Annotated in this window: 13 protein-coding genes; 7 read left to right on the top strand and 6 right to left on the bottom strand. The window is 69.0% G+C overall.

All coding sequences use genetic code 11. The annotated features are described in order from the left end of the window. Positions 1 to 65: 65 nt before the first annotated feature. Positions 66 to 1,610, bottom strand: coding sequence for an LCP family protein (locus tag ACZ7KI_RS13875; protein WP_470273499.1), 1,545 nt, complete (start codon positions 1,608 to 1,610; stop codon positions 66 to 68). 150 nt (positions 1,611 to 1,760) lie between these two features. On the opposite strand from ACZ7KI_RS13875, the gene rfbB reads away from it, so the two are divergent. After that, positions 1,761 to 2,750 (top strand): dTDP-glucose 4,6-dehydratase, encoded by a 990-nt coding sequence (rfbB, locus tag ACZ7KI_RS13870; RefSeq protein WP_470273498.1) that lies wholly within the window; start codon positions 1,761 to 1,763, stop codon positions 2,748 to 2,750. Then, a complete protein-coding gene (gene rfbD, locus ACZ7KI_RS13865; protein WP_470273497.1) occupies positions 2,747 to 3,625 on the top strand; it encodes a dTDP-4-dehydrorhamnose reductase in 879 nt (292 codons plus the stop codon). Before rfbB ends, rfbD begins: the two co-directional genes overlap by 4 nt. A gap of 9 nt (positions 3,626 to 3,634) precedes the next feature. Here the strand turns inward: rfbD and ACZ7KI_RS13860 are convergent, their stop codons facing one another. The 3 genes from ACZ7KI_RS13860 to ACZ7KI_RS13850 are packed head-to-tail and all read right to left on the bottom strand — an operon-like array spanning position 3,635 to position 8,185. Next, on the bottom strand, positions 3,635 to 4,723 hold the full coding sequence (locus ACZ7KI_RS13860; protein ID WP_470273496.1) for a glycosyltransferase family 4 protein: 1,089 nt from the start codon (positions 4,721 to 4,723) through the stop codon (positions 3,635 to 3,637). After that, positions 4,716 to 7,229, bottom strand: a complete 2,514-nt coding sequence (locus ACZ7KI_RS13855) for a glycosyltransferase (protein WP_470273495.1) — start codon at positions 7,227 to 7,229, stop codon at positions 4,716 to 4,718. The genes ACZ7KI_RS13860 and ACZ7KI_RS13855 overlap by 8 nt, the downstream gene beginning before the upstream one ends. 32 nt (positions 7,230 to 7,261) lie before the next feature. Continuing rightward, entirely contained in the window at positions 7,262 to 8,185 is a 924-nt protein-coding gene (locus ACZ7KI_RS13850; RefSeq protein WP_470273494.1) for a glycosyltransferase family 2 protein, read from the bottom strand. A gap of 19 nt (positions 8,186 to 8,204) precedes the next feature. On the opposite strand from ACZ7KI_RS13850, the gene ACZ7KI_RS13845 reads away from it, so the two are divergent. Next, positions 8,205 to 9,290 (top strand): glycosyltransferase family 4 protein, encoded by a 1,086-nt coding sequence (locus ACZ7KI_RS13845; RefSeq protein WP_470273493.1) that lies wholly within the window; start codon positions 8,205 to 8,207, stop codon positions 9,288 to 9,290. Between the two features lie 40 nt (positions 9,291 to 9,330). Then, a complete protein-coding gene (locus tag ACZ7KI_RS13840; protein ID WP_470273662.1) occupies positions 9,331 to 10,467 on the top strand; it encodes a glycosyltransferase family 4 protein in 1,137 nt (378 codons plus the stop codon). 144 nt (positions 10,468 to 10,611) lie between these two features. Here ACZ7KI_RS13840 and ACZ7KI_RS13835 read toward each other — a convergent pair whose 3' ends face one another. Continuing rightward, complete coding sequence (locus tag ACZ7KI_RS13835; RefSeq protein ID WP_470273492.1) at positions 10,612 to 11,145, bottom strand: hypothetical protein; 534 nt, start codon at positions 11,143 to 11,145, stop codon at positions 10,612 to 10,614. A 123-nt stretch (positions 11,146 to 11,268) separates the two neighbouring features. On the opposite strand from ACZ7KI_RS13835, the gene ACZ7KI_RS13830 reads away from it, so the two are divergent. Together ACZ7KI_RS13830 and ACZ7KI_RS13825 are read left to right on the top strand one after the other, a co-directional pair. After that, positions 11,269 to 12,132, top strand: coding sequence for a glycosyltransferase family 2 protein (locus ACZ7KI_RS13830; protein WP_470273491.1), 864 nt, complete (start codon positions 11,269 to 11,271; stop codon positions 12,130 to 12,132). 58 nt (positions 12,133 to 12,190) lie between these two features. Continuing rightward, positions 12,191 to 13,231 (top strand): serine hydrolase domain-containing protein, encoded by a 1,041-nt coding sequence (locus ACZ7KI_RS13825; protein ID WP_470273490.1) that lies wholly within the window; start codon positions 12,191 to 12,193, stop codon positions 13,229 to 13,231. A gap of 839 nt (positions 13,232 to 14,070) precedes the next feature. On the opposite strand, the gene ACZ7KI_RS13820 is transcribed toward ACZ7KI_RS13825, so the two are convergent. Continuing rightward, on the bottom strand, positions 14,071 to 14,505 hold the full coding sequence (locus ACZ7KI_RS13820) for a hypothetical protein (protein ID WP_465507050.1): 435 nt from the start codon (positions 14,503 to 14,505) through the stop codon (positions 14,071 to 14,073). Positions 14,506 to 14,709: 204 nt separating this feature from the next. Between ACZ7KI_RS13820 and manB the strand changes: the two genes are divergently transcribed. After that, positions 14,710 to 15,789, top strand: a complete 1,080-nt coding sequence (gene manB, locus ACZ7KI_RS13815) for a mannose-1-phosphate guanylyltransferase (RefSeq protein WP_470273489.1) — start codon at positions 14,710 to 14,712, stop codon at positions 15,787 to 15,789. Positions 15,790 to 15,791: the final 2 nt, after the last annotated feature.

Below are 15,791 nucleotides of genomic sequence, written 5' to 3'. Positions count from 1 at the left end.
CCGTTGATCCGATCGTAGGAGAAGGCTAGGTCACCTGGAGGTCGGCCACGCTGAGTACCCGGACATTAATTGACGCAGGGCACATTGCCCGCGACGATCGGCGTCGTGGTCGGCGCCGGAGCGCTGGACGGCGGCTGAGCCGGCTTCGAGGCGGCCGACGACTTCGGCGGCGCCGTGGTCGCGCCGCCGGGGCCGGCGGACGCGCCCTTGAAGTCCTTGCCGAGCAGGACCCGCATCTTGCCGGGGGCGACATCGCGATCCGCCTCGGCCTGCACCGCGGTGCCGAAGACCTGCTTGATCAGGGCGAGCGCCTTCTCGTCGCCCGGCGCGTACCGGATGACCGTGGAGTTGCGCGTGCTGAGCTTGGTGTCGGCCGCGAGTTTGAACCCCTTGCCCTGTAGGAGGTTCCGGGTGTCGGAGGCCAGCGAGGGCGAACCCGACCCGTCGAACAGTTCGACGGTCACCGCTTCCGCGCCCGGCAGGGTGGCCTGTGCCTCGGTGGACGGCGGCTGCCCGTCGGAGGTCAGGCGGTTGATCTCGGCCTGCACCTGCGCCGGGTCCACCCGGAGCACGGCGGCGCCGCCGATGGTCGCGTCGCCCTGGGTCGGGATCGTGTGGAACTCGACGTTGCCGCTGGTCAGGCCCCGCATCTGCGCGGCGAACTCCGGCAGGTCCCAGCCTGCCGACAGCACGACCGACTTCTTCACCGCGTCGATGAGGTTCGCGATCTTCGCCGGGTTGGCCAGGACGTCCGACGAGAGGACCTTGTTCGCCAGCCCGGACAGGAAGGCCTGCTGCCGCGCGATCCGGTCGAGGTCGCCGTTCTGCAGGTCGTACCGCTGGCGGACGAACGCGAGCGCCTGGACGCCTTCCACGGTCTGCCGGCCGGCGGGCAGGTCGACCCCGGACTTCCGTTCCTTGACCGGGCCGTTGAGGCAGACCTCGACACCACCGATCGCCTTGGTGATCTCGTAGAAGCTCGACAGGTTCACCTCGGCGTACCGGTCGATCATCTTCGGCTTGCCGATGAACTGCTCCAGCGTCGCGATCAGGTTCTTACGACCGGCGTCCTTGGCCTTGGCGTCGACGTCCTTGAGATTCGTGTTGCCCTGCTGCTGCAGCGTCTTCGACGTGTCGTTGTAGGCGTACACGTACGCGCTGTTGAGCTTGTGCTTGCCGAAGCCGCCGGTGATCTCGACCCACGAGTCACGGGGGAAGGAGATCGCGGTCGCCTTCTTGCCGTTCTGCGGGATGTGGACCAAGATCATCGTGTCGGTCTGGCGCTCGCCGTCGGCGTTGCCGGCGTGGAGCATGTCGAGGACCTCGCGCGGCAGCGGGTTGCCCTGCGCGTCGGTGCGGCTGTCCTGGCCGACGAGCAGGATGTCGATCGCGCCGTCCAGCGGTTTCGCCGGCGGGTGGCCGTTGTCCTCGAAGAGGTTGGTCGTGGCGAACCCCTGCGACGGGTCGCCGATGAACTGCCAGCCCCACCAGGTCAGTGCCAGGATCGTGATCGAGACCAGGCTGAACACGACCTTCACCCCTCGACGGGCGAACACCACGACGCCGCCGCCACGGCGCGCCGGAATGGGTGGCCCGGGCCACTCGGTCACGTGCGGTCCTCCACGAATCTCCCCAGGGCACACGTGTGCCTCGGACTCAACTCTACTGACCCCGGTGTCAGACGTCCGTAGGCTGGTGAAAGGTTGCCCCGGTCGTGACACACTCGGCCGGTCAGGAAGTCGTGAAGAGAGGGTCGCGGGATGCGGGTGCTGGTCACTGGGGGTGCCGGATTCATCGGTTCGCATTACGTCCGGCAGGTGCTGACGGGGGAGTATCCAAGCTTGGCCGACGCCGAGGTCGTCGTGCTCGACAAGCTGACCTACGCGGGCAACGAAGCGAATCTGGAGCCGGTGAGCAAGAACCCGCGCTACCGGTTCGAAAAGGGTGACATCTGCGACGCCGCCCTGGTCAGCGAGCTGATGCGGGGTATCGATCTGGTGGTGCACTTCGCCGCCGAGTCCCATGTGGACCGTTCGATCGCCGGGGCGGCCGACTTCGTGCTGACCAACGTCCTCGGCACGCAGACCCTGTTGCAGGGTGCGCTCGAAGCCGAGGTCGGGAAGTTCGTGCACGTGTCCACCGACGAGGTCTACGGCTCCATCGAGGAGGGTTCCTGGAGCGAAGACCACGCGCTGGAGCCGAATTCGCCGTACTCGGCGTCGAAGGCGTCCTCGGATCTGTTGGCACGTTCCTTCTTCCGTACGCACGGACTGCCTGTCTGTGTCACGAGGTGTTCGAACAACTACGGTCCGTACCAATTCCCGGAGAAGGTCATCCCGCTCTTCGTGACCAACCTGCTCGACGGCAAGAAGGTCCCGCTGTACGGCGACGGGCTCAACGTGCGTGACTGGCTGCACGTGGACGACCACTGTCGCGGTATCCAGTACGTCGTCGACGGCGGCAGGCCGGGCGAGGTCTACAACATCGGCGGTGGCACGGAACTGACCAACCGCGAGCTGACCGAGCGGCTGCTGACCGCCGTCAGCGCGGAGTGGGAGATGGTCGAGCCGGTCGAGGACCGCAAGGGGCACGACCGCCGGTACTCGGTCGACATCACCAAGATCTCGCAGGAGCTCGGTTACGCGCCGCGAAAGTCCTTTGAGGACGGACTGGCCGAAACCGTCGCCTGGTACGCCGAGAACCGGTCGTGGTGGGAGCCGCTGAAGAACCGTTCGGCACAGGGGAAATGACGGTGCTGAGCATTCTCGTACCGGGTGGTTCCGGCCAGCTCGGCCAGGACATCGCCGCGTTGGCGCCGGATGCCGTGACGCCGTCGTCGGCGGAGTTGGACGTGCGTGACACCGGTCAGGTCATCGCCGCGGTGACCGCGCTGGCGGACCGGGCCCGCGCGGCCGGGGCGTCGCCGGTGGTGATCAACGCGGCGGCCTACACCGCGGTGGACGCGGCGGAAACCGATGAGGAGCGCGCGTTCGCGGTGAACGCCGACGGTCCCCGGGTGCTCGCCGCGGCGTGCTCGTCGCGGGGGGTGCCGCTCATCCATGTCTCGACGGACTACGTCTTCGCGGGAGACGCGACGTCGCCGTACGAGACCGGTGATCTGCTGGGGCCGCTCAATGCTTACGGCCGGACGAAGGCGGCTGGCGAGGACGCCGTCCTCGGATCCGGCGCGCGCTCGTGGATCGTCCGCACCTCCTGGGTGTACGGCAAGACCGGGTCGAACTTCGTGAAGACCATGGCGCGCCTGGAAAAGGAACGCGAAGAACTGTCCGTTGTGGACGATCAGACCGGTTCGCCGACGTGGTCACGCGATCTCGCGGCCGGCCTGCTGGAGCTGGCGGGCCGGGTGGCCATCGGGGAAGGGCCGGCGCAGCGGGTGCTGCACTGCACCGGTGGCGGGTCGACGACGTGGTGTGGGTTCGCGCGGGCGATCTTCGCGGAACTCGGCGCCGACCCGGCGCGGGTGAAGCCTTGTACGACGGCGGAATTCCCGCGTCCGGCGGCGCGTCCGGCGTACGGGGTGCTGTCGAACGCTTCGTGGCGTGAGGCGGGGCTTACCCCGCTCCGGGACTGGTCCGAGGCGCTCAAGGCCTACTTCGCGTCCTGACCTCGAGCGTCAGTGTTCGGTGCTGGCCTTGCGGTAGGCGGCGACGGTGAGTTCGGCGCACGCGCGCCAGGTGAAGTTCGCGACGTGGGCGCGGCGCGCGGCCGAGGTGGCGACGGCGTGCGGGTCGCTGACGGCGATCCGCAACGCCTCCACGAGCGCGTCGACGTCCTCGTACGGGACCAGGCTCGCGCAGTTCCCGGCGACTTCGCGCAGCGCCGGGATGTCCGTGCACACCACGGGAACGTCCGAAGCCATCGCTTCCAGCACCGGGAGCCCGAAACCCTCGTCGCGCGACGGCAGCACCAACGCGCTCGCCCCGGCGACGACCGTCCGCAGGTTCACGTCCGACAGGTAGCCGAGATGCCGCGAACGCGAGCCCACCGAGAACGAACCCGGCCCGGCGAACACGAGATCCGGCAGATCCGGCGCAGCCTCGTGGGCCCGCTGCAGCCAGTGCAGACCCTTGCGCGGCCCGGGCGCGCCGGCGAAGAGCAGGTACTTGTCCGGAAGCCCGAGTTCCTTGCGGCGTTCCTTGTCCGGCGGCCGCGCGGTGAACCAGGCCGGGTTCACCCCGAGCGGGGTGACCACGATCTTGCGGCGGTCGACGTCGAGTCGTTCGGCGATCCGGTCGGCGACGGCGTTGGTCGGCGTGCAGATCACGTCGGAGAGCCGCGCGCCGCGGCGGACCAGTTGCGGCAGCTCGTGATCGCTCGGCGCGAGTTCTTCGGGGGCGTCCAAAAAGGCCAGATCGTGGATCGTCACCACGCCGGCCGCGCGGAATCGGCCGGGCAGGACGAAGTTGGTGCCGTGCACGACATCCGTCGGTCCGGCGAACAGTTCCACTGGAGGCAGTTGCGAATGCAGCCACGCCTTGCGCAGCAACCGCGCCGCCACCGGCATGCCGCGGGCCCGGACGCCGTGTGGCAGCACGTGGCGCAGCCGTCGCCAGCCGCGCAAGGTGAACGCGACCGCGCGGGTGTCCACTTCGGACATCGAAGCGAGCTCTTCGGACAGTGCGACCGTGTACCGGCCGATACCCGTCCTGGCACCGAGAAGCGGGGTCCCGTCGAGCAGGACGCGCAAGGGGCGGTCAGCCACGGCCGAGCCTTTGTTTGGCGACCTTGACCACCCGGCCGCCGACGCGCCGCACGAGTTCCTTCGGCCCGCCGTCGGCGAGGTACTCGCGGATCAGGTCGACGTCGCGGCGCAGCATTTCCTTGCCCCGCACTGGTTCGGTGACCACGAGATCGTCCGTGCCGGGCAGCCGGTCGGCCGCGGGTCGCGGGTTCCGGCAGAACTCCACGAGCGGTTTCAGCGCCTCCGGCCAGGCGTAGCGCTGGGCGACGACGGCGATCCGCTCGACGCAGCCCGCCGCGAACTCCTCGTCGTACAACGCCTTTTCCAGCGCGTCGGCCAGCGCGCCGACATCCTCGGCCGGGACGACGACGCCGAGCCGTTCCTCGCGGACCAGGTCGGCGAACGAGTCGCCGTCGGTGGTGACGATCGGCAGTCCGGCCCACAGGTAGTCCAGCACCCGGGTGCGGAACGCGAACGTCGTCTCGACGTGCTCGTAATGCGTGGTGACCCCGCAGTTCGCGTCCAGCAGCCAGTTCTGGCGCTCCTCGAACGGCACCCACTGCTGATTGAAGAACACATGCTTGCCGGTCAGGCCGAGGTTGTCGGAAAGCAGCATCGTGCGCGCGCCGATGTCCATCTCGGTGACCTCGGGATTGGGATGCTTCATCCCGAGGAACACCAGGCGGACGTCGCCGCGGCGCTGCCGCAGTTTCTCGATCGCGCGGACCAGGGTGAGCGGGTCGAACCAGCTGTAGACCCCGCCTGCCCACAGTACGACGTGGTCGGTCTCGCCGATGCCGTCCAAAGTGGACCGGAGGCCGGGGCCGGTGCGGACAGGGGCCTGCGGTGACAGGCCGAACGGGACGACCGAGAGCAGCGACTGCGTGGTCGGGTCCGCGTCGTAGAGGCGTGGCGAAAGCCTGCCCATCGCGGCGAGGTGCCCGAGCCAGAAATGACGCTGCCGCTCCGACGCGCACAGGAAGAAGTCGCCGCGTTCCAGCTGTGCGTCGAGGACCTTGGTGACACCGATGAGGTCCTTCGCGCGCTTGTCGTCGGCGACGCCCTTGCCCTGTTCCAGCAGTTCCAGGTGCATCGGGTCGTAGAGATCCGCGACGACGATCTTGTGCGCGTACTGCTTCTTGAGCGCGGGTGCGAGTTCCAGCACGTGACCCTGCAGGACGATGATGTCGGCCCACGCGATCGGGGCCTCCAGCTCCCGCCGCGTCGCCGCGCTGACCTGGAACGGCGCGGGCGGCGGGTCGGCGAGCGGGTTGACCGTCACCAGGTGGACGTCGTGTTCGGCGGCCAGTGTCGCGGAGATGTTCCATGCGCGGATCGCTGGACCCGCCATCCGTTCGGTGATCGCGTCCCCGGTGATCACCAGGATCTTGCGGCGCTGTCCGAAGAGCGCGTCGATGCCGAAGGTCTCGACCAGGATCTCGTGCGCGGCGAGGTAGCGCGGCAATGGATACGCGGGCTCCAAAGCCTTGCGCAGCAGGGGAAGCAGATCGGCGTCGGTGCGGACGCGGGCGGCCTGTTCGGTGGCGCGGGACTCGGCCAGCGACGGCAGCAGTTCGACGAACTGATCGATCGCCAGCACCCCGGCCAGCGTCGTCCGCGGTACTTCGACCGGACCGGTTTCGGCCGGGCCGACGCCCTTGGCGAGGTCGAACCGTGTCGCGTCGAGGTCGCCGCGCGCGGTCGCCCGGCGGACGGCCAAGGCCAGCGCGGCGGGCAGCGCACGCGAGAGCGTTTCGTCGGAAAGGTTCTTGTACAGCGCGGCCAAAGCGTTGCGCTCCAGCAGGAACGTCTCCCGCCCCGAGTCCGGCGCGTCCACTGTGGACATGGTGGCGTGGTGCTTGTGGTAGGTCAGCGACTCCGGAACGTAGCGGACGCGCCAGCCACGCAGGTTGAGGCGCCAGCCGAGGTCGACGTCCTCGTAGAACATGAAGAACCGCTCGTCGAAGCCGCCGAGTTCGGCGAACACCCCGGCGCGGACGAACATCGCCGAACCGGTGGCGAACAGGACGTCCTTGGCGATCTCGTGGTCGGCTGCCGGGACGTCGGCCAGCGGGCTTCCGGCGTGGCGTTTGTAGCCCATGCCGAACCAGGTCAGGCCCGCGTCGACGAAGTCGGTGCCGGTGCCGTCCCAGTCGAGGACCTTGCTGGCCACCGCGGCGACCGTCGGTTGCGCGCGCAGTTCGGCGACGGCCGTGCGCACCCAGCCCGGTGCCGGGCGGGCGTCGTTGTTGAGGAAGGCGAGGACGGTGCCGGTGGCGTGCGCCGCGCCGAGGTTGCAGCCGCCCGCGAAGCCGGAGTTCACCGGGGACTCGACGAGCTTGACGCCCGGGGCCGCCGCCTTGATCTCGGCCACGTCGGAGCCGCCGGAAGCGTTGTCGACGCAGATGACCTCGAGGTTCGGGTAATCGTGTTCAGCGAGCGCGCGCAGGCAGGCGACGGTGTCGGCGGCCCCGCGATAGTTCACCACGATCACCGAGACGACCGGTTGCGTTTCCCCCTGCGCCAAAGCCGTACTCCCTGCACTCGATTGGACCAAGCTTAAAGCCCGGCCCACGCCTCCCAGACCGCGCCTCGGCCGAGCGCGGCGCGGCGCCCGATGGCCCGACGCTCGACCAGCGTGCGTGGCAGCCGGGCCACCACGGCGGCCAGCACCCGGCACCGGAGGCCGAGCCGGAAGTTCGGCGCCGCCGCCTTCCCGCGAAGAGGTAAGACGAGCGTGAGCGCGGCGAACTTCACCAGCTGCCGGACGGCCACCTGTCCCGGCGCGCACCGGAGCAGGGTGAGCAGGCGATTGCGTTCGTTCCAGAGGTGGAACCGGACCGAACCCGGTCGCGTACTCGCGCCATGCCGGTGGAGGACGTCGGCGTCGGCGCTGACGACGTCCCAGCCCGCCAGCCGCAGCCGCCACGCGGTGTCGGTGTCCTCGTAGTAGCAGAAGTAAGAGGCCGGGACGCCGCCGACGGAGCGGAGCGCCTCGACGTTCAGCACGGCCGCGCCCCCGCAGAAGCCGAAGATCTCGTCGGCGGGTTCGGGCAGGTCGGCGCCGTGGCCGTCGGCGGTCAGCCGGACGCCGGTGGACTGGACGCTCCCGTCGGCCAGCGTCAGCCGGGCGCTCACGGCCGCGGCGAGCGGGGCCGCGGCGAGGGCGTCTTCGCAGGTCGCGAGCCACTCCGGGGCAGGCGCGGCGTCGTCGTTCAGCCAGGCCATCAGCGGAGTGTCCACTTTGTCCAGTGCGGCGGCCATGGCGCCGGCGTAACCGGTGTTGCGCCGCAGCCGGAGCACCTCGGGCTTCGACGGATGGGCGGCGAGGAGGGCGGCCGTCCCGTCGTCCGAGGCGTTGTCGACGACCAGGGTCCGATGCGGACGTGACTGCGCGGCGAGCGCGTCGAGGCAGGCGGTGACGTGCGCGGCGCCGCGCCAGGTGACCACGACGACGGTGGTGCTCGGTTCGGCGTCGGTCATGCCAGAGACAATAGAGACCATGCCCGAACTGGTCGTGCTCGCCGAGCAGCTGCTGGCGCCCGTCCCCGGCGGGACCGGCCGCTACACCGGTGAGCTGCTGCGGGCGCTCGCCGAGACCGCGCCGCCGGGCTGGACGGTGTCGAGCGTGGTCGCGCGGCATGCTCACGTCGAGGACGCCGTGGTCGAAGGTGTCGAGGGTCCGCGTGTGCTGCCGATTCCGCCGCGAGCGCTGATCGCGGCCTGGCAGCTGGGCCTTCCGTGGTGGCCTGGCGGCGACGCGGTCCACGCGCCGACGCCGCTCGCGCCCGCCCGGGTGCCGAGGGGGCGGACGCTGTCGGTCGCGGTGCACGACACCGTGCCGTGGACGCATCCCGAGACGCTGACTCCGCGCGGCGTCGCGTGGCACAAGGCGGTGATCGCGCGGGCCGCCCGTACGGCGACCGCGCTGACCGTGCCGACGCGGGCGGTCGCGGACGAGCTCGCCGGGCTGGTGCCGGTTTCGGTGCCGGTGAGGGTGATCCCGCACGGCGTACGGCCGCCTGCCGCGTTCGCCGAGATCGAGCTGCCCGAGAGGTACGTGCTCGCGATCGGGACGATCGAGCCGCGCAAGGGCATCGACGTGCTGATCGAGGCCGCCGGCCGGATCGGGACGCCGTTGGTGCTGGCCGGGCAGCCCGGCTGGGGCGGGATCGACCCGATGGTGCTGGCGCGGGAGCACGGCGCCGACGTCCGGTTGCTGGGGAAGGTGAGCGACGCGGAACTGGCGTTCGCGTTGCGGTGCGCGTCGGTCCTCGCCATGCCGAGCCGGGCGGAGGGCTTCGGACTGCCGCTGATCGAGGCCATGGCGGCGGGCGTACCGGTGGTGCACTCGGACGTGCCGGCCCTGGTCGAAGTGGCCGGGGGAGCGGGCGTCGTCGTACCTGTGGGCGACGCGCAAGCGCTTGCCAAGGCCCTTGAAGAGGTACTAGGCCATCCGGAGCAGGCTGCTGCCCTGCGTGACGGTGGCCTCATCCGTTCGAGTGAGTTCACCTGGCGGCGCGCGGCTTCGGCCGTTTGGGGCCTTCACCAGCGCGATCAGTTTTTCGGTTCCTCTCCGCGGGGCTAGTGCGCCGCCGTACCCTGCAAGGGTGACCGATGACCCTCGCGTGCTGATCGACGCGACCGCCGTCCCCGCGGACAGGGGTGGCGTCGGTCGTTACGTGGATTCACTGGTCGCGGCGCTGGACGCGGACGGCGCGCGGATCACCGTCGTCTGCCAGCCGCGGGACGCGGTGCTCTACGACCGGCTCGCGCCCGGTGCGCGGATCGTGCCCACCTCACCGTCGACTTCGACCAGGACGGCGCGGCTGACCTGGGAGCAGGCGACGCTGCCGAGGCTGGTCCGGCGGCTCGCCGCCGACGTCGTCCACTCGCCGCACTACACGATGCCTCTGGCCAGCCCGGCCGCTTCGGTGGTGACGCTGCACGACGCGACCTTCTTCACCGACGCGATCCTGCACTCTTCGGTGAAGGCGCGCTTCTTCCGCGCCTGGACCGCGACGGCGCTTCGCCGCGCGACGCTGTGTGTCGTGCCGAGCCTCGCGACGGCGGCCGAACTGGAGCGTGTCGGCCAGGTGCGGACGGCCGAGCTGGAGATCATCCACCACGGCGTCGAACCGGACCGGTTCCATCCGCCTTCGCCCGCCGAGATCGAGGCCGCGCGTAAGGCCGTGGGGCTCGGGAAGACGCCGTACGTGGCTTTCCTCGGCGCGCTGGAACCGCGCAAGAACGTGCCTGCGCTGATCCGCGGCTTCGCGCACGCGGTCACCGGCAGGCCGAACCCGCCCGCACTGGTGCTGGCCGGGCAGCCGGGCTGGGATTCGCAGGTCGAACGCGCGCTGGACGCCGTGCCGCACCGGCTTCGGGTGATCCGGGCGGGTTATCTGCCGTTCGACACGCTCGCGGGATTCCTCGGCGGCTCCGAACTGGTCGCGTACCCGAGCCTCGGCGAAGGTTTCGGGCTGCCGGTGCTGGAGGCCATGGCGTGCGGCGCGGCCGTGCTCACGACCCGGCGGCTTTCGCTGCCCGAGGTCGGCGGGGACGCGGTCGCCTATTGCGGGGTCGGTGCCGGAGACGTCGCGGCGGCGATCTCGGAACTGCTCGACGATCCCTCGCGGCGGGCGGAGCTGGCCGAAGCCGCGCTTCGGCGGGCGAAGGAGTTCTCGTGGGCGACGACGGCGGAGCGGCACCGGGAGGCCTACGCGAAGGCTTGGTACCGGCATGCGCAGCGACGGGCGGGTTGAGGCGCGGTTCTTTCAGGTGCTGAACGTCTGCAACGCCGAGTCATCATGTGGTGTGGGGTATGCTTGGCGATGCGAGGCCCCGGTGGGGCCGAGTATGAAAGCCCGTGACGCGTCCGGACGGTCGTCTCGCGGGCTTTTCGCTGTTCACACCTCGATGATCGAGTCAATGAGCTGGGCCGCCCTCCGGCGCCAATTTCCTCCCGCGCCAAAGCACCAGCCTGCGGCATCGGAGATCCACAGCAGAGGTTCAGTCGTCGAGTTCAGATGCTCGTAGGTGAGCTCCGTTTTGGACGGGCGATGGCCGAGAGCTCGCTGCAGGGTCTTGCGATCGTGGATATCGCGGTGATCCCGTGAGTCGAGGACCAATCGGTGAGCGCTCTTGGCGAGCAAGTCGGTGACAGCACGTTCGAGGCATTTCTGCCGGGTGTCTTCTTCCGTTTTTCGAGTGCATGAACCCAGGTAGATGGTCGTCGCGACTTCCAACGCGGCGATGCGATCGATCAGCAGTCTTCGACGAGGTTCCTTCTCTTTCTTGAAATGCAGCTCCCGGGCGCCAGGCAGCAATAACGCGTGCAGCTCTCGTCTTGACGGTGCGAGCTGAGCCGGTGCGACCAGCGTCATGCACAGGAGGTAGCGCTGGTCGCGCACCGATTCGTCGATGAAGGCGTGCACGGGCATCGGTCTATTCTGCCCGGCGATGATTGCGGAAAGCATTGGGGTGAGCACACTCTGTTGCCATAGCGCAAGTCGTGTTGAACGGGTGGCCGGAGACACGTTCCGTGACGGGTGGACAATGGCCGCGTGACTGAGCACCCCAGCTACGGCGACGGGCTCGCCGTCGTGACCGTGACGTACTTCCCCGGCGAAACCCTCGAGAAGTTCCTCGACACCCTCGAGAAGGCGACGGACCGGGAAGTCCAGGTCGTCGTCGCCGACAACGCCTCCACGGACGGCGCGCCGGAGAAGGCCGCCCGCCGGGACAACGTCAAGCTGCTCAGCATCGGCGAGAACGTCGGTTACGGGACGGCTGCCAACCGCGGTGTCGCGGAACTCGACGACAGCTACGGCTGGGTCGTCGTGGTGAACCCGGACCTCGAATGGGAGCCCGGTTCGCTCGACGCGCTGCTGGAGGTCGCCGAGCGCTGGCCGCGCGGTGGCGCGTTCGGGCCGCTCATCCACGATCTCGACGGCACCGTCTACCCGTCGGCACGGCTGCTGCCGTCGTTCGGCCGAGGGATCGGGCACGCGGTCTTCGGCAAGATCTGGCCGGGCAACCCGTGGACGCGGCAGTACCGCCAGGAGACCGGTACGCCGGTCGAGCGCACGGCTGGCTGGCTTTCCGGGTCCTGCCAGCTGTTCCGCCGCGAGGCCTTCGACTCGGTCGATGGATTCGACACGCGCTACTTCATGTACTTCGAGGACGTCGACCTCGGAGACCGTATGGCTCGCGCCGGCTGGCTGAACGTGTACGCGCCTTCGTCCAGTGTCATGCACATCGGCGGCCACTCGACTTCGCAGGCTTCGGAGAAGATGCTGCGCGCGCACCACGACAGTGCGTACCGCTACCTCGCGGACCGTCACCGCGGCCTCCGGTGGAAGCCGGTCATGCTCGCGGTGAAGCTCGGGCTCGCGCTGCGGCTCAAGCTGGAGACGCGTAAGAAGTAGTCGTTCCGGTCACCGGAACTCACGCGACTCGGCCCCCGGCCGTCGTTACCGTCGGTGCATGAACCTCGCAGAACTGGACAGCTGGCTGACCGGACGCGCCGGTGAAGACCGTTTCTCCGGGGTCGTGCTGATCCGGCGCGGCGACGAGACCTTGTTCGAGCGCGGTTACGGTCTGGCCAGCCGTCGCTGGTCGGTGCCGAACGCGCCGGACGTCCGGTACGACACGGCGTCGGTCACCAAGCTCTTCACCGCCATCGCCGCGCTGCGGTTGGTCGACGAGGGACGGCTGGACCTCGACCGCCCGATCGGCGAGATCATCGACCTCACCGGCACGGCGATCGCGCTCGGGGCGACGACGCGGCAGCTGCTCACGCATACGTCCGGGATCGCCGACGACGCGGACGAGGAAGCCGGCGAAAGCTACGAGGCGCTGTGGGTCGACAAGCCGGTGTACTCGGTCGTGAACACGCGCGATCATCTGCCCAATTTCGCTTACCGGGCACCGAATTTCGCGCCGGGCGAAGGCTGCCGGTACTGCAACTCGGGGTACGTCCTCGCCGGGTTGGTGATCGAGGAGATCACCGGCCGGCCCTATCGCGACCACGTCCAGGAGGCCGTGCTCGACCGCGCGGGGATGACCGATTCGGGCTTCTTCGACCGGCGCGATCCGCGACCGAGGGTCGCCGAGGGCTGGGACCCGATCCTCGACGGCGAGCGCGTCACCGGCTGGAAGCAGAACATCTTCAGTTACCCGCCGATCGGTTCACCCGATGGGGGTGCGTACTGCACCGTCGGCGACCTCGTCCTGTTCCTGCGGGCCATCCGGGAGGAACGGCTTCTCTCCCCGGAGCGCACGAAGGAGTTCCTCACGCCGCAAGTGCGCCACAGCAGTGGCGTCCGGTACGGCTTCGGCCTCGAATTCGTCCTGGAGCAGGACGGCGCGGTGTGGAACTACTACAAGGACGGCGGGAACGTCGGCGTCTGCTCGCTCGCGCGGCACTATCCGGCGAAGGGGTTGGACGTCGTGCTGCTGTCCAACGCCACGTACGGCGGGGGCGCGGCGATCAAGGAGATCGACCGGGTGATCCGCGCTTCTTGAGGTGGCCGCCGCGTGAAATGAGCCTTGTCCATCCTGAGGTTCTGGGCAGGCCCCGGCAAAGTCGCATAATCGCTGGTCGGCTCCATTGCTAGAGCGGGGTCAAGGCGAACGTGTCGTGGCGTACCGGCGGGAGCGGGTTCATGCAAAGGGGGCCTCACCTGGCTCCCGACTGTCCATAAGGGACATTTTTCGAGACAAATGTGCCCGATTTGGGCGAGTTGTGGGGTTTGGTGAGGGGGTCGTGAGTGATGTGGGTCGTTCTAACCCTCATTAACACTCACGACCCCGCACGGAAACGTATAGAGCGGCATCAATCGGACAGTCGATCGGCTGGCGGTGTCCCTTGTGGACACTGAAGCCCGCTGGTGTCCAGAATCAGGCCTGCTCTACCCCGGCTCGCCCTTGATCAACGTCGTGCCGCTCGGGTCCTGTGGCTCGCCGCAGCGGCACCAAGGTGAGGTCAGGTTCGCGCAGGTCAGCAAGTACCGGTCCGCGACAACCGTCATCACTGTCCTGAGTGGCGATTCGGGCTGGAGCGAACCCTTTCTTAGGTACCTACGCGTGGCCTGCGGCTTTGCTCGCGGGATGTACATGCTGGCCCCCTTCCTTGCGCCTAGCGCAGTGAAGGAGGCCTTCATGTGCTCGCGAAGGTGTGAACGTCGAGTTTCCTCGGCTGAGCCGAGGGAAGAGATCCTTCGCGGCACAGACTCGGTCATGCCACCTACCCCCACACTGTCACTCGCCACCCAAGCCTCGCTCGGAACCTACGGATGCAATGAAAGGCCCCTTCATCGCAAATTTTGCGATGAAGGGGCCTTTCATTGCACGCGCGAGAGGGACTAGATGCCGTCCAGTCGCCGCGAAAGGTTGGACCGGCCCGAAGGGTTCTGCTTGACCGTCGGCACCAGGCCACCGACCTCGTTCTCGACGGTTTCCGGCTCCGGCTGTTCGATCAGCGGGCTCCGCACGGGTGCGGCCGGCGGCCGGCGGGTGAGCGGGGTCGTCGCCTGTGGCAACGGCCGCGTCGGCTGCGCACCCTGCTGACGGGGGTACGGCTGCGGCCGTGTCGCGCCCTCGGAGCGCACCGGCGGCATGTCCAGCCGCGTCGTCGGCTCCGGTCCCGCCAGCGGATGGTCGTTCTCCGCGATCAGCGAGGCCGGTAGCTGTGTGGTGGTGTCCGGGTCCGACGAACGGTCGATCTCCGCGACCACCGATCGGGGGATCTGCTGGGTATTCGCGGAGTCCATCGGCGACGTCGCGTTGTCCGGTGTCACGACGAAGGCTCCACGCGCGCTGGCACGTGCGAGCAAGGCGTCCGCCCGAGCACGGGGGTCCATCCCCTAGGCCTCCCGACTGACCTGGGGCCCTCTGGGTTCAGGGCCGACTGTGTGCTGTCTAGGGTAGGCCCTCGGGGCGGCCGCCGTCAGGGTTTCCCGCGGCTTGTCGCCCGGCGGCGCGTGATACAGGAGGAGTTCTCTGTGACGTCTGAGGTCAAGGCCGATGCCGTGGTGCTCGTCGGGGGGAAGGGAACCCGGCTGCGCCCGCTGACCCTCTCGGCGCCCAAACCGATGCTCCCGACGGCGGGTACGCCGTACCTGAGTCACCTCTTCTCGCGTATCCGTGAGGCCGGGATGACCCACGTTGTACTGGGAACTTCGTATCGAGCCGAGGTTTTCGAGGAGTACTTCGGCGACGGGGCGGAGCACGGTCTCGAACTCGAATACGTCGTCGAGGAAGAGCCGCTCGACACCGCCGGCGCCATCCGCAACGTCTACGACCGCCTGCGCGCGGACAACGTGATCGTCTTCAACGGCGACATCCTCTCCGGCGCCGACCTTTCAGAACAGTTGCGGACGCACACGGAGTCCGGCGCGGATGTGACCCTCCATCTGCAGCGCGTCGCCGATCCCAGCCGGTTCGGTTCGGTGCCCACGGACGAGAACGGCCGCGTCACGGCCTTCCTGGAGAAGACGCCGAATCCGCCGACCGACCAGATCAACGCGGGCTGCTACGTCTTCCGCCGCGAGGTGATCGAATCGATCCCGGCGGGCCGCCGGGTCTCGGTCGAGCGTGAGACCTTTCCCTCCCTGCTCGAGAACGGCGCTCACCTGCACGGTTTCGTGGACTCCTCCTACTGGCTCGACGTCGGCACGCCGGAGGCGTTCGTCCGCGGCAGTTCGGACCTCGTGCGCGGCGTGGCGCCGACGTCGGCGCTGCCGGGGCCGACCGGCGACGCGCTGGTGCTGGAAGGGGCCAGCATCTTCGTGGACGCCGTGCTGCGTGGCGGGTCGACGATCGGCGCGGGCGCGCTGATCGGCAAGGGCGCGATTGTGGACGGATCGGTCGTCTTCGACGGTGCCGAGGTCGGCGAAGGGGCTGTCGTGGAGCGCTCGGTGCTCGGTGCCGGGGTGAAGGTCGGTGCGGGAGCGGTGCTTCGCGGCGTCGTCATCGGTGACGGTGCCTCGGTGGGCGCGGGCTGTGAGCTGCTCGACGGCGCCCGCGTGTGGCCCGGGGTGACCCTGCCCGAAGGCGGTATTCGCTTCTCGAGCGACGCCTAGCC

The organism is Amycolatopsis sp. NPDC039088 (assembly GCF_055598845.1).
Note: the sequence above shows the minus strand (reverse complement) of the source record. Positions and strands in the feature narration are given on the sequence as shown.

What these genes read in the sequence shown, in the direction of transcription:
- rfbB (WP_470273498.1), top strand. Translation starts at nt 1,761, where the DNA reads ATGCGGGTGCTGGTCACTGGGGGTGCCGGATTCATCGGTTCGCATTAC.
- rfbD (WP_470273497.1), top strand. Translation starts at nt 2,747, where the DNA reads ATGACGGTGCTGAGCATTCTCGTACCGGGTGGTTCCGGCCAGCTCGGC.
- ACZ7KI_RS13850 (WP_470273494.1), bottom strand. Translation starts at nt 8,185, where the DNA reads ATGACCGACGCCGAACCGAGCACCACCGTCGTCGTGGTCACCTGGCGC.
- ACZ7KI_RS13845 (WP_470273493.1), top strand. Translation starts at nt 8,205, where the DNA reads ATGCCCGAACTGGTCGTGCTCGCCGAGCAGCTGCTGGCGCCCGTCCCC.
- ACZ7KI_RS13835 (WP_470273492.1), bottom strand. Translation starts at nt 11,145, where the DNA reads ATGCCCGTGCACGCCTTCATCGACGAATCGGTGCGCGACCAGCGCTAC.
- ACZ7KI_RS13825 (WP_470273490.1), top strand. Translation starts at nt 12,191, where the DNA reads ATGAACCTCGCAGAACTGGACAGCTGGCTGACCGGACGCGCCGGTGAA.